A 14,142-nucleotide genomic window follows, 5' to 3' on the forward strand; every position below is an offset into this window, starting at 1 on the left:
ACATCAGATATTCTACCGCGGCACTGATTGAGACTCTTTTTAGGTGGCTCAACGTTAGAAACTGGGTCTAAATGCCCATAAACGCTGTGTCACCACTTTAATTTCTTTGGCTTGTTTATTATTGCCACTCTCATTATTGCCATTATTATTGTTAGGCGTGCTGTTATTCGCATTACTCCCTGCTGCCGCGCTAGCATCAGTCGCAATTTTACTAATCAGTACGGTTGCAAACCGTTGTCTTTGTTGACCAAGACTTGCACTATCCGTTGCGGTAATAAGCGCCAAAAAGGCTTGGCTATCGACTGCGAGCAGTGGTTTTAACGCCTTTCGCTGATCATCATTCAAGCTGCTCAACATCGGCAATTTCCACACATCATCGATAGAGGCTAACGCCTGCTTTGCCCGCATATCGACCAACCCCTGCATCTGTTGGCTGGTTGCGCCATCTATCAGTGCAGCCAGCAAAACTGGACTGGCAGTATTGACATTAATAGGCACATGATAAGGAACCGCCGTAATATAAGGACGTAGTGCCGCTAGTACTTCAGCATTTACCCCTCGAATCTCTTGCAATTGATCGACACTGACCAATGCTTGATTGGGCAAAGTCTTACTCGCTGAGCCACTTGATTGCTGAGCATAAACCACACTCTCATCACCACCGTCTTGGTAAACGTCGCTATCCGTATCTTGATAATCAAGAACAGCAATGGCAATATCAGGTTCTAGATTTAATTGTGTCAACAGTCTTTGAAATATGGCTAAGGCGGCGCTATCAACCACGCCATTCTGATATAAGTTATTAATATTAAAACGACTGGCTTCATCACGCAATTCGATACTGATGCTATGATTGGCTAAAAGATAAGGCGGTAATGGCTGCGCCCAAATGTCTTGCTCACTATCTGTGTCATTCAGCTTATCGTCAGCACGAATCATCGTGATGGCTAATTGCTGACCAGCATTGATATCTTGTGACAGCTGATTTTGATCAAACAATAAGCCGCTACGCCTAATAGCAATCTTTTGACTGGCAAGCATCGCCCCCGCCACCACGGTAATACTGACCACCAATAGTAAGATAGTGAGCAGCGCTACTCCGCGCTGAGAGTGCGCTGTCATTAAATTAAACCGCCTTTATTATTGACCCAATGGTACATGTTAAATATTACTTCCTGCATTGTTATTTACATTGCTATTCGGGTCGTCATTATTAGTCTTATCACTACTATCGTTATTGCTACCATTGCCATTATTAGCAGCATTGTTATTGCTTTTATTGGTATTGTTAATTGATATTGGTTGGGGCGCAAGCGCCCACTGCCAAGTGACGGGCATATCCTGATAAGTAAAATTGACAGTAATGCCTTTGGGCAATAAAACCACTGCTGGCTTGGCGTTTACGGCATTGGCCGTTTGCCCAGAGGTTGTCTTTGTACTGCTATTGCCGTTATTACTGCTGTCTGCATCTGGGAATTTGGTGCTCAGTTCAGGTAAATATGCTTGCCAACGCCCTGCGGTAACGCCTTCTAGCAATACACTGTCTAGGCTGATGCTATCGCGCCCACCATCGATGCTGGTATATTGGCGGCGAATTAAACGCTCATCGGCAAAAATGTATTCAATATGCTGGACACTCATGCTACTTTGATAACGTGGATCGGGGTCGGCAAAACGAACAAAGCTGACATGCTCACCATCCAAGCTCATAAAAGGCCCAGGTACTGTTTCATTGGCTTGGGCGCTATTGTTTGTGCTATCACTGGCATTTGTACTGTTACTTGTCACACTGATATTTTGAGTATTTGGTATTTGATAAGGGATAATTTGACCCATATCTTGCTGTAGCTGCAAATAAGCATATTGCAAAACAGCTAAGTTATCAGCATGAAATTGTGCACGTTCTCGGGCGCGGTTGACGCTATCAAACACCTGCCTGCCAGCCACCGCCAACATCGCAAATATTGCCATGGCAACCATCAATTCAAGTAGCGTAAATCCACGCTGCGACTTCACGGATTGCCTCCAGACTGCCCTGCAATATCAGCGCCCAAACTGCTTAAGTCCAAACTACCAATGTCTTGCTCCGCATTGCTCAATATTACGTTGATATCCGTCACGGCTGTGCGCGTCTGTCCATCTATAATGGGTGCGACAGCGATATTCACCTCTTTTAAAGCAGGCGTAATGGCATCATTGACCGTCATCACTACTTGCCAATCACGCCCTTGAGCATTGATTGTTTGTGTGCGATTGGCCGTCAGCCATGTCTCTTGGATACGCAAATCAGCGGCCGCGTTCTGTGCGACAAAATGTGCCAATGTACGTGTGCGTAAGACATCCACTGAGCTGAGATAGGCACTACTGGCACGGCTAGCAGCCACCGCAACAACTGCTAAAATTGCTAACGCTACCATTACCTCAATCAGAGTAAAGCCGCTTTCATGCTTTGATAGCATTGGCTTTTTGTTTATATCAGCAGATATAATGCCATCCTTATCTATCATCAGTTACAGTCCTTGTCCGATCGTCATACTACCATCAGGCATAATAGTAATGACCTCGCCCACCAGACGCGAATTGTGCAGCACCTCAATGGTGACAGGCGTTGCTTGCCCTGTACCAAACCATAATATCTGTGGGACTGCTTGATCGGCAAACCAAGGCTGCAATGTTTGCCCCTGTTCAGGCATTGATAGATTGCCAGCCTCCAAGCTTTGCACCCTTAAACTAACCCCAGCAGGTAACTCAGGCAAACTGACTTCTGGCTCAATCTCCCAGCTAGGTACTGGCTGTTGATTTCCCATCGCCCCCGACATACTTGTCAGGTCAGCAGACAATTCCATCGAATTTTTAGGCGTGCTGTCCATGCTATTTGACGGGGTATCATTGGTTTGATAGGCAATATAAGGATTTGATAAAGTAACAATCACAGGAGCTACTTGACCTTGTTTATCTGCTTGCAAACTCAAACCCATCGGCTGCATACGCTCAGCAGACAACAACCGTACATAGCTCAGTGAATCCGTTAAATGCTCATAAAAAGCACGGTTTTTACGCGATTCACTACTGCCCACCGACAAGCTCATCATGCCGGCAAAGATAGACAGAATAACGACCACCACTACAATTTCGACAAGGGTGAAGCCCTGTTGTGCCTGAGCAAGGCTTGAGGATTTATAAGGGGAAACGTGAGCATTTTGTACTGGAAAGGATTTATGCTGATAAACCAGAGGTAAGAGATATCTATCCGTGTTTTTATATTGCAAATATTGATGACTTAAGTGTGAATAGCAAGTGACCGCTGAGCTGGACGGAGTCTTGGCAGTGACCGGCATATTGCACCTATAAACCTATAAGTAGATTGTGGTATGAAGAATAAAACTATGATTGGGCGCTAAAGCTGATAACCATGTATCCATTTTTAGCATGGATACACCGTGCTGCGATAACGAATATAGCAACACGAATTTAAAAAATTTGGGTTAAAAGACCATAAGTTAAACAAAGATATTAATAACTGGTATTACGGTGCTCTTCTGACTCAGTATCGATTTGCTCGACCAACTCCTGCATATCTTCATCCATCACCTCATCATCAGCTGCAGGATAATGGCTCGGCAACTCCAGCATTTGCTGAACGAAAGCATAACGTAGGGTATCACGGCGACCCAAATATCGCTGGTAAAAGCTTGAATTTAATAGTCCAGCACCGCCCTGACCCATCGCCCAAATCGAGGACAAATAGTCGCGCGTGCTCAAACTACTATGCTGCTCTTGTAAATACGCACTGATAATGTCAATCAAGCGTTTCATACGCTGACGGCGAATATCATATAGCTCACCAAACAATCGATTAAGACCCGTCACTGATGCAGCCAAACGCTCTTCGATTTGATTGAGCAACATAGCTTTTTGTGGGTTAAATAACTGCTGAAAGATCATACGAGCAACGCCTGCTGATGGACAATCATCAATACGATTAATCTCAAACAGTTGTTCTTCATAGCGGATAATAATACGCAAATAGAGTTCATCTTTACTGGAGAAATGCTTATACAGTGTACCTTTAGCCAGATCCAGCTGGTCTGCCAAACTGTCTAAAGTAATATCACCATCGCCCGACTCAAGTAGCAATTGCTCTGCCATCGCTAAGATATTCTCTTCTCGTGCCTTGAACTGATGCTGACGACTCATAATCTCTCCTAAAACCTGACAAGATTAAGCATATGACCATCCTATGGATGAATGCATCGGCGACAAGCGTATAACGTCATACAAAGTCTGCTCGAAAACCACCAAAGGAGATATGCTTATGTTTGCTAAATAGTCATTGATAATCATAGGCTTACGCTCCACATCATAAGTGCAAATAACGTAGAGCAACAGGACTGTATCATAAATGACTGAGTGGTCATAGCATAACCATTTTAGTGATACTGTGCCAGTAAATTCTCAAAGTTTTTTGCAGTTAATGCCCCAACGTCATCGCTACTACAGCCATACATCTCTGCCAGACAACTGGCGACATACGGTACGTAGGCAGGCTCATTCGGTCTACCACGCTTGGGCACTGGTGCTAGATAAGGGCTATCGGTTTCGATAAGCAGTCTGTCTCTAGGCATGTTTTTTGCTGCATCTTTAATCATTTGAGCACTCTTAAAGCTAACAATGCCCGAAAATGAGATATAAAACCCTAAGTCAAGTGCACGCTTGGCCGTCTCCCAATCTTCGGTAAAACAATGAATAATACCGTGTTCAGCGCCTTCTGATTTTAGGATATCAATCGTATCTTCTTTGGCATCACGCATATGAATGACGAGTGGCTTTTTCAGGCTTTGACTGGCATGAATATGGCGAGCAAGACTGGCTTGCTGCTCTTTTTTGTTTTCCGTTGACCAGTAATAATCTAATCCTGTCTCCCCAATCGCCCATACATGGTCGGCATCAGCGGTTTCGATCAAACGCTCAACCGTCGCTGATTGTAAGACACTAATGTCCTCACAAGGATGAATACCGACGCTCATGCCAAGATTTAGCGCCTCATCGCTATAGGTGCTGACAATATGAGCAATCTCATCATATTCGGCAAAATCACACATAATCGCCATTGCCCGAGTGACATTGGCAGCTTTCATCGCGTCAATCGCGCCAGACAATTTACCATCATACTTGGTTAAATCTAAGCGATTAAGATGGCAATGGCTATCAGTAAACATAAGTAATCTCGTTAATAAACATGAATGAATAAAAAATATTAGGTTTAAAACCTTAGAGTATTGATTGCTCCAAAGGCAACTGTTTTCAAGCAAAGTTTAGCGTTACACTATCAGAGTCATGGTTAACCGTGTCTGAAACGGTATCAAAACTGACTATATTCTTGACATGAGCCTTGATATAAAGACAGCTAATCAACCATAGAAGCCATTCGCTAGCGAAAACATTACGCCTTCTACTCACTTTTCATAAGCCCATCATTATGAACCATAAAAAAACCATCAGCCTTTCTCCGATTATAAAAACATTATTACCCAAACAGCTCTATAAAAAGCGGTTTTTGTTACAAGACAAAGGGCTCAATAATCATATCAATATCGCCAAAGATGCACGCATCATTGGCAATTCGACCATTACCATTCGTAAGGGTCATGACAATCACATCACTATCGGTAAGGGCGGCAAATTTAATCAGTTAAAAATTGACATCAACGGCAATCACAATCAAGTCACGATTGGAGAGCACGTTAAATTCTCGGGGCGATTATTGGTTGTCGGTAATTATCTACATATTTATATCGGCAATCATACCACCGCTATTGACTGCTATATTTTGGCGCGCGATAAAAGTGTGACCATTGGTCAATCATGCATGATATCACGTGGTATCGAAATTCGAGCGACTGACGTTCACAAGGTCTATGATATAGACACTAACGCGCGAGTGAATAAGGCACATACAGACGTCAGTTTAGGAGACCATATTTGGATTGCCGCCAATGTAACCATTTCTAAAAACGTCTCTATCGCCAGTGGTTGTATTATTGCAGCAGGGGCATTTGTCAATAAACCAGTTGAGACGCCCAACTGCATGATTGCTGGTACACCAGCCAAAATTATTCGCCAAAATGTACGCTGGGAGCGTTAAAGAGTTAAGTTACAAGGCAACGTTTTACTAAAGCAAGCGTTAGCCGTTTGATGTCAATGCAATGGCACCACTCGCATTACTTCTTCTATGGTCGTCACCCCTTCACTAATACGCTTTGCGCCCGATAAGCGCAATGGCTGCACACCTTCGCGGTACGCTTGCTGCTTAAGCACATCTAAATTGGCATCGGCGGCGACCAGTTTTTTTAGCTCATTTGACAACGGCATGATCTCGTACAGACCAACGCGACCTTGATAGCCTGTATGACGACAATGCTCGCAGCCTTGCGCCGTATAAATTTGCGCTGGAGCGGGCGCACGCCAAGGCTGAACCAGTTCCTGCCACTGAACAGCAATTTCACTGTCTAGGATTACATCTAGGGCTTTTTTGCAATGCGGACATAACGTGCGTAGCAAACGCTGCGCCATGACGCCTAATATCGTCGCTGAGGTTAAAAATGGCTGAATGCCCAAATCATGCAAGCGAGTAAGCGAGCTTGGTGCATCATTGGTATGCAACGTCGAGAGTACCAAATGTCCAGTGAGTGATGCTTGCACGGCCATATTGGCGGTTTCGGCATCGCGAATCTCACCAACCATAATGATATCTGGGTCTTGGCGCATCAAAGAGCGAATACCATCTGCGAAGTGTAAATCAACGCCTGGATTGACCTGCATTTGGTTAAAAGCAGGCTCAATCATCTCGATGGGATCTTCAATCGTACAGACGTTAACTTGCTCGGTGGCGAGCTGCTTAAGCGTACTGTACAACGTCGTAGTCTTACCTGAACCCGTTGGCCCTGTGACCAAAATAATACCGTTGGGATGCGCTGTCAACTCATGCCAAGTATCGAGCTGCTTACCTGACAAACCAAGCTGAGCAAACGAGCGCACCAGCACTTCAGGATCAAATACCCGCATCACCAGCTTTTCGCCAAAGGCAGTCGGCATCGTCGATAAGCGTAGCTCAGTTTCCAGACCCTTTGGCGTACGGGTTTTCAACCTGCCATCTTGTGGTTTGCGTTTTTCTGCCACATTCAGTCGTCCTAATATTTTAATCCGCGCCGTCACCGCGACAATGATTGCCAAAGGCATCTCATAGACGGTATGTAGCACGCCATCGATACGAAAACGGACTTTACCCGTCTCACGGCGAGGCTCTAAATGGATATCACTGGCTCGCTGCTCAAAAGCATATTGCAACAACCAATCGACAACTCTGACAATATGTTGATCGTTGGCATCAGGGTTGGTATTGTCGCCAAGTTGCAATAATGCCTCGACATTGGTGACATCAGCCGCCGCGCGCTTATGGACACTATTTGCTCCTGCAATCGCTTGGGTGACTTGGTAAAATTCTTGACGGTAGCGATTGATTTGCTCAGGATTGATATAAACCGTACGATAACTTTTAGACTTGATTAATTTTTCGATACTTGTCTGCCACTCAGTACAGAACGGCTGGTCTGTACCGATGACGACTTCATCATTCGTCACTTCAATGGGCAAAATATGCTGTGAGCGTGCATATTCAAAGGACATCAACTGAGTGACGGCTGGGACATCGACTTTTAACGGGTCAATACGGACAAGTGCCATGCCTGCTTTGGCAGCTAACCATTGATTCAACCATACCAAAGTCAATTTATGCTCAACATTTTTATCCAGTGCATGACCGTTTGGCAGACCAAATTCACTGACGGTCAGGAGTGGATGCTGCGCTTTATCACGGCGGCTCGTCATCACTAAATTGTAGCCACGCTGATCAATTACCTTATCTGCCAATAGTTCATCTAAGCACCAACGTAAATCAATCACGATTGAATATTTCTGAGCAGACATATTTTTCTTCTTTTATTATTGATGCATTATTTATTGATGCGTTATTTATTGAGAAGTGATTTATGGATAATTCATGCGGCAGTAATGGCGTCACTGGGCACTAAAAGCTCACTTTGACAACAGCCGTTATCTGCAATTGCCCTGATTCTATCAACTGGAAGCTCACATCGGCAGACTTATAACGCATGACAAACGGCGTATTTATCTCCGCGCGACGATAAGCTGGACGCGGGTCTTGCGCAATTAATGCTTTAATAATCTCGATATCGGCAATAAGCAATTGCTCTTGTATTTGTTGAATAAGCGTCGCTACACTATTATTTTTATTTTCAGTCTCATTGTCATTTTTATCGCATCGTCCAGCATCAACCAACGTCATAAATTGCTCGTAAGCAGACTCCGTGATAATTATCTCTAATAAATCTGGCGCATTTGGCGCAAACCCGCTTTTTGCATTGCTGAGCGCATCGCTATAATCGACATAGGGCTTAATATCGATAATCGGCGTACCATCTATCATATCTGCACCGCTAATAATAAGTAACACGCGCCCATCACAAACCTCGATACTTTCAAGCTTGACGACAGATAACCCAAGTGCTGAAGGTCGATACATACTGCGACTGGCAAACACCCCTATTTTTTGATTGCCACCGAGCCTTGGTGGGCGGACTTGCGCACGAAAGTCAGTGCCGCTTTTGCCAATGTGAGTGTCTTTATTGGTATAGTTATGATGAAACTGCCAACTGATCCAGATATGGCTGAACGCGTCTAAACCGGTAAATGCTGCTGGCGAGTCATAAGGCGCTATCATCTCAATGATACTGGTGAGCGCAACCAAATTCGGCTGGCGTGGCGCACCAAATTTCTGTGATAGCGGCGCACGATGGTAGCCAATCATTGGCGCATGGTGGTAACCCGCCAAAGAGATATTATCATCGGACATCATGTTTCTCCAAAAAACTGTTCAATAGTAAGCATCTACTTTTATGAGAACGTTTAGCGCATATTATCCAGTGATACAAAATTACTCACTAACGATATTCCATTTTATCATGCCGCATCGTCGCTGCCAGACGGATTTTTATTTTAAATTTTGGTATTATGAGCCATAAATTCGATGAGAGCCTTTATTTTTCAACCCTTATAAGCCATCTACAGCGACAACCATTGTCGTGATGTTACAGGTGACAGATTAAGTCGTATTTATCCTTAGACTTTATCAATCCCTCTGCTGATTTTAAATGCTTAATAAGGTGTTAGAATATTGCCCCATAACATTGGTTAAAACATCGGCTATGCTACTTACTTTGCGTGACAGAAGTTTTAAACGATTGGCTGTTCCAATAGTGATTGAAAATTTACTACCCTTCTATACCCTTTTTCATTGAAAATTTTAATTTAACACTCATTTAAACTTAATAAAACCGATAGCAACTTATTAACGAGGACTTTATGTCAAAACTTCGCACCGAAACGGTCACAGAGGTTCATCACTGGAATGACGCTCTATTTAGCATCAAGACAACTCGCGACGATGGCCTGCGCTTTCGTAATGGCGAATTTGCGATGATCGGAATCGTTGTCGATGGCAGACCGCTATTGCGCGCTTATTCGATTGCTAGCCCGAACTACGAAGATCACTTAGAATTCTTTTCTATCAAGGTTCAAGATGGCCCATTAACCTCGCGCTTGCAGCATATTAAAGTCGGTGACGAGCTGTTGGTCAGCAAAAAACCAACGGGCACTTTGGTACTAGATGATTTACTGCCTGGCAAAAATCTTTATATGCTCTCTACAGGCACTGGACTGGCGCCATTTTTATCGTTGGCACGTGATCCTGAAGTCTATGAACGTTTTGAAAAAATCATCTTGGTACATGGTGTGCGCCATGTCGATGATTTGGCGTATCGTGATATGTTTGAAAACGAGTTACCTAACGACGAGATCTTTGGTGAATGGTACCGTGAAAAATTCATCTACTACCCAACAGTGACTCGTGAGGATTTCAAAAATCAAGGTCGCGTGACTGACTTAATGACCTCAGGAAAGCTCTTTGAAGACATTGGCTTACCACCGATGAATAAAGAGGACGACCGTGTCATGATCTGCGGTAGCATGCCATTTAATGCTGAAGTTTCAGCGATTTTGGACGATTTTGGTTTGACCGTTTCACCACGCATGGGTGTCCAAGCAGATTATGCCGTTGAACGTGCTTTTGTAGGTTAAACCATTTTTTTTGATTTAATTGAAAATTATATCAAATAATTCTTGACGGATAAAAATAGGCTGCTATAATACGCAGCCTATACAGAGTTAACCCTGTAGCCCAATTCGATAATCTCTATCTAATAGACCTTATCTTCTAACATGCCAGTGTGATGGAATTGGTAGACATGACGGATTCAAAATCCGTTGCCTAATAAGCGTGTCGGTTCGAGTCCGACCACTGGTACCAATATTTAGTTCTATAGCTACTTATAGAGCAGCTAAAGCCCCTGATATCAGGGGCTTTGTTGTATCTGGCGTTCCATACTGTCCTATGAATCTATCCTAATCCATGCATCTGATGTACACTACTATGTACACTGGTTTTTAAATGTACATTGGGGTATCAGTCATGGAAGCACGTAAACCTATCAGCTCTGATCGAAGCATAAGTAGTCATAAAGCCGATGACAAGGAATACCTAGTCTCTGTAAGAAATCATCCTATGCTTTATCTCATGGTCAGACCTAATGGCACTAAGTCTTGGGTTTATCGCTATCTGTCCCCTACTCATTCAAAAAATAAACGTATATCGCTTGGTGTATATCCAAACGTATCGTTTTCACGTGCCTGTGAAATCTGGCGTGACTATGAAGAGCTACTAAGCCGTAGCATTGACCCCAAAAACCATCGTGAAGAATTAAAGAAAAGTCTTATTAGTAAAACTAAAAACTCCTTTAATCATTTTGCTTGGGAGTATTTTGAAGGACTAGAGCAGACTCAAAAAGGTAATACATTAATTCGTAAGAAAGGCCGTTTAGAGCTTATATGCTCTTATATTGGTAATGAACCTGTTAGTGACATTGGTTCACCTAGAATGCTCGAAGTATTACTAGACATCCAAGCTAACTCATTAAATAAAGCTGGCAAGCCCACAGATAAGGCTGAACGCTGTGCAGGTATCGCTAGTGACGTATTTGTCTATGCGGGAGCTCGTGGCTTCTGTAGCAGCAATCCTGCGGCGCTTATTAAGAGTCAATTAGCTAAGTCTAGCTATGGTCATCGTCCTGCCATCACTAATCCTAAAGATTTGGTCAAACTCCTGCGAGCTGTTGAAACCATAGAAGGTGATCCAAACACGATTAACTCCCTTAGGCTATTGGCATTACTATTCGTGCGTAACGGTGATCTACGCCGCATGAGATGGGCTGATGTTGATCTAGAGGCTAGTAGGTGGCAATTAAAGCCATTAAAAGGCCAAGGCAAGGTTAACATGGTTAAGGATATGGTGGTTCCCTTACCTGATCAAGCCTTATCTATATTGCGTGAGCAGCATAAAATAAATGGACATACCGAATATGTCTTCTTTAGTCAGACGGCAAAAAAGCACCAGATCATATCTGAAAATACGGCAAACAAACGCCTCAAGGATTTAGGCTATCAAAACATACATTGTGCTCATGGCTTTAGAGCGACAGCGAAGACACTCTTACAAGAGCAATTAAAGTATCCACTTGTGATTGTAGAAATGGCATTGGGTCATACGACTAAAGACCCTAACGGCTCAGCTTATGGTCGATTTGAGTATATTGATGATCGTAGCGATATGATGCAGAAGTGGGCTGACTATTTAGACGCTTTGAGAGAAGGAAGAGATACGGCTGAGTTTAGAGCAGATGCACAAACCAGAGCTGACTCTACTGCGCAACTGCAAATATTGATTGATCAGCTTGGAGAGGATAAGGTCTTAGAGCTATTGAAAACCAAAGGTTAAGATACTGATTTCTAAGTAAATTGAACCATATACTATTTACTAAAAAACGTTTAACAACCACTCTCAAAAGGCGCAGTCAGTAATACATTTAAAGGTCTACGCAGATGTCCATATTTATTTTGACAAAATTATCCTAACGTATTTGATCAGTTAAGAAAGTTTTATAGTAGTCTTCTGCTCTACATACTAAAGGCCTTTCACTATAGCTATTGCAAAGATTACTTACTTCATTAAAATGCTGAAAAATGCTGACATACTCTATAATCGCGATCTAAGTAGATAGTTAACTTTCTTAAGTTAACACGGCAGCAGCATTTGCCACACGATGCGAAATATAAGGCACTGGTGCACGAGATTTATGAGCAGTGTATTGCAGCTTGATATGTTCGCTGCTATAGCTCGAAAAGACTACTAAGATCGCCATAACCGTCAGATATAATGTATTGCCTCATCAACGGCAACACCTTATTGATTGGCTAAGTCCTTGGCGAACTCATTAACCAACATAATCCGTTCACGTCCTGATAACTCATAAGGCAAATTAACGACAATCTCTCTAGCAGTTCTGCTGTTCTTTCTTGTTTCGGTGGCTTCCGCTAAGTTCCAAAGCTCATCACGCTTAATTTCTAAATCGTTTGGGGTATGAAGTCGAGTAGATACTACACCGCTTCTTTTGGTGTAGTCGTGTTCTTTGCCTGTGCGTTCATCTTTGATAGCAATACCGGCACGATAAGCAATAGACGCAGTGGCGGTCTTCCACTACTGCGCGATACTGGCTTAGTCGATAGGTGATAGATCGCCATACTTACTCAACAGAGGTATGTTTTAACTTGATGGCATCAAGGTCAATCGAATTATTGGTATCTAATGCTTTTCCTAGTTCTTGAAAAATCTTGTCAGCGACATCTTTCTCGCTAACTCTAAGCTGTAAAAAAATTCTGTTTCCTTGAGCTGGATGAATATTGATATCGTGGCAGGTAGCTGAGGTTGAATCTAATTCAACTTGAGCAATATTATTTATGCTAATGTATTTATTCTCAAATTTTAAAAAAGTAGCCATTAGAAAATCCTTTATTTTATCTTTTAGGGGTCAAGGGGATTACCCCTCTGCGAATTATGAAATCTATCTAACTGTAACAAAGTGAAATGTTAGCATAGTTTTTGTAGGTTTATACTTATCCAAAAACTAGAAGGTGAATAAAAAACACCTATACTTAAAATATATTCGGTTGTTACTTTAGGTCTTAATAAGGTTGCTATGATAAATTAGAGCTCGGAACTTATTCATAAGGAGTGTAGCCAATACAATGTGCCATACTTCTTTGGTTTTCAATACCTAACTCTGAACAAATGATGTCGTACATGTCTGGAGAAAAACCGCCTCTGCGAAACCATGTTCTCCCTTCTTTGCTCATTTCCACTGTCCCAGATATCTTTCCATAAACACCTTCAAGATTATTTTCTACAATAAAATTAGATATTTCTATTATCGTTGTGAAATTACTATAGTAAGCATTTTCCAAGAGATTATTTAACATTTCGGTAACTTCAGGTTCAAAACAATATTTGTGAGTGAGTGTTAACAATGTGAAATTTTTCATGTTTTTACTAAAATACCTATAGAAATGTAAATTTATTAAACCTTAAAAAAATCTAATATTTGGAGAACAGTCTAAGTCAAATGTCAAATATTAAGGATCTTGAGTAGAAAAGACAAGAAACACTGGATGAAGCGAATCGTTTACAAAAGTAGATTTAAAAACAGCTAAATGGTCAAAAATTTGTGCTTGGTAGTATGATAATGAAAATAGCTGAAAAAGATCCTAGCCGTATTCTTCAACTTTTAGCTGATACTGATGAATATGTGAACATGAAAGCTGATATTAGCTATTTATAGGGCTTTGAAAGAAAATTGGGTATAATGTGCCAGGAAATGGTAATCAAAATGGTATGAGCAAAAATAGAGCTGTTTACGATACTAATTAATCATCGTCATCGTCGTAGTAATCATTGTAAGCTTTAGAAGTTTCTACATTACCGCTTCCACCACACTGCCAGCATGGTTGCTGTTGGTCCAGATTGTTCTGTATAAGACCTATACCGAAACATATATCACATTCTCTTGTAAACATAAATTCGCCTCATTAAATTAAGTACAAAAATATGATGTTACT

14 protein-coding genes and 1 tRNA gene are annotated in these 14,142 nt (G+C 42.2%); 4 read left to right on the forward strand and 11 right to left on the reverse strand.

Annotated features, from left to right (window positions below; all coding sequences use genetic code 11):
* Positions 1-54 precede the first annotated feature (54 nt).
* From gspK to I3252_RS03710, 6 genes are all read right to left on the reverse strand, one after another.
* Positions 55-1,122, reverse strand: coding sequence for a type II secretion system minor pseudopilin GspK (gene gspK / locus I3252_RS03685; RefSeq protein ID WP_193009366.1), 1,068 nt, complete (start codon positions 1,120-1,122; stop codon positions 55-57).
* A 39-nt stretch (positions 1,123-1,161) separates the two neighbouring features.
* Positions 1,162-2,016 carry a type II secretion system minor pseudopilin GspJ gene (gene gspJ / locus I3252_RS03690; protein WP_238034258.1) on the reverse strand — a complete coding sequence of 285 codons (855 nt, stop codon included), beginning with the start codon at positions 2,014-2,016 and terminating at the stop codon, positions 1,162-1,164.
* A complete protein-coding gene (gene gspI / locus I3252_RS03695; RefSeq protein ID WP_193009368.1) occupies positions 2,013-2,507 on the reverse strand; it encodes a type II secretion system minor pseudopilin GspI in 495 nt (164 codons plus the stop codon). Before gspI ends, gspJ begins: the two co-directional genes overlap by 4 nt.
* 3 nt (positions 2,508-2,510) lie before the next feature.
* A complete protein-coding gene (locus I3252_RS03700; protein ID WP_238034259.1) occupies positions 2,511-3,338 on the reverse strand; it encodes a prepilin-type N-terminal cleavage/methylation domain-containing protein in 828 nt (275 codons plus the stop codon).
* Between the two features lie 175 nt (positions 3,339-3,513).
* Complete coding sequence (locus tag I3252_RS03705) at positions 3,514-4,197, reverse strand: TetR/AcrR family transcriptional regulator (protein WP_045446854.1); 684 nt, start codon at positions 4,195-4,197, stop codon at positions 3,514-3,516.
* 233 nt (positions 4,198-4,430) lie between these two features.
* Positions 4,431-5,219: a TatD family hydrolase gene (locus I3252_RS03710; protein ID WP_238034260.1), complete on the reverse strand. Its 789-nt coding sequence runs from the start codon at positions 5,217-5,219 to the stop codon at positions 4,431-4,433.
* A 260-nt stretch (positions 5,220-5,479) separates the two neighbouring features.
* On the opposite strand from I3252_RS03710, the gene I3252_RS03715 reads away from it, so the two are divergent.
* Positions 5,480-6,145 carry an acyltransferase gene (locus I3252_RS03715; RefSeq protein ID WP_060490812.1) on the forward strand — a complete coding sequence of 222 codons (666 nt, stop codon included), beginning with the start codon at positions 5,480-5,482 and terminating at the stop codon, positions 6,143-6,145.
* 53 nt (positions 6,146-6,198) lie between these two features.
* On the opposite strand, the gene I3252_RS03720 is transcribed toward I3252_RS03715, so the two are convergent.
* Positions 6,199-7,986 carry a GspE/PulE family protein gene (locus I3252_RS03720; protein WP_238034261.1) on the reverse strand — a complete coding sequence of 596 codons (1,788 nt, stop codon included), beginning with the start codon at positions 7,984-7,986 and terminating at the stop codon, positions 6,199-6,201.
* Between the two features lie 100 nt (positions 7,987-8,086).
* Positions 8,087-8,932, reverse strand: a complete 846-nt coding sequence (gene tsaA, locus I3252_RS03725) for a tRNA (N6-threonylcarbamoyladenosine(37)-N6)-methyltransferase TrmO (protein ID WP_238034262.1) — start codon at positions 8,930-8,932, stop codon at positions 8,087-8,089.
* A 509-nt stretch (positions 8,933-9,441) separates the two neighbouring features.
* On the opposite strand from tsaA, the gene I3252_RS03730 reads away from it, so the two are divergent.
* From I3252_RS03730 to I3252_RS03740, 3 genes are all read left to right on the forward strand, one after another.
* Entirely contained in the window at positions 9,442-10,215 is a 774-nt protein-coding gene (locus tag I3252_RS03730) for a ferredoxin--NADP reductase (RefSeq protein ID WP_045452050.1), read from the forward strand.
* Positions 10,216-10,358: 143 nt separating this feature from the next.
* Positions 10,359-10,444, forward strand: a tRNA-Leu gene (locus I3252_RS03735).
* A gap of 162 nt (positions 10,445-10,606) precedes the next feature.
* Positions 10,607-11,968 carry a tyrosine-type recombinase/integrase gene (locus I3252_RS03740; RefSeq protein WP_238034263.1) on the forward strand — a complete coding sequence of 454 codons (1,362 nt, stop codon included), beginning with the start codon at positions 10,607-10,609 and terminating at the stop codon, positions 11,966-11,968.
* A gap of 659 nt (positions 11,969-12,627) precedes the next feature.
* On the opposite strand, the gene I3252_RS03745 is transcribed toward I3252_RS03740, so the two are convergent.
* From I3252_RS03745 to I3252_RS03755, 3 genes are all read right to left on the reverse strand, one after another.
* Positions 12,628-12,771 (reverse strand): hypothetical protein, encoded by a 144-nt coding sequence (locus tag I3252_RS03745; RefSeq protein ID WP_238034264.1) that lies wholly within the window; start codon positions 12,769-12,771, stop codon positions 12,628-12,630.
* Positions 12,772-12,773: 2 nt separating this feature from the next.
* The gene (locus I3252_RS03750) at positions 12,774-13,028 is read right to left on the reverse strand and encodes a hypothetical protein (protein ID WP_238034265.1); all 255 of its coding nucleotides are present in this window, start codon (positions 13,026-13,028) and stop codon (positions 12,774-12,776) included.
* A gap of 220 nt (positions 13,029-13,248) precedes the next feature.
* Complete coding sequence (locus I3252_RS03755; protein WP_238034266.1) at positions 13,249-13,569, reverse strand: hypothetical protein; 321 nt, start codon at positions 13,567-13,569, stop codon at positions 13,249-13,251.
* Positions 13,570-14,142: the final 573 nt, after the last annotated feature.

The sequence above is a fragment of the Psychrobacter sp. Ps4 genome (assembly GCF_022129285.1).
GTDB classification, from domain to species: Bacteria; Pseudomonadota; Gammaproteobacteria; order Pseudomonadales; family Moraxellaceae; genus Psychrobacter; species Psychrobacter immobilis_A.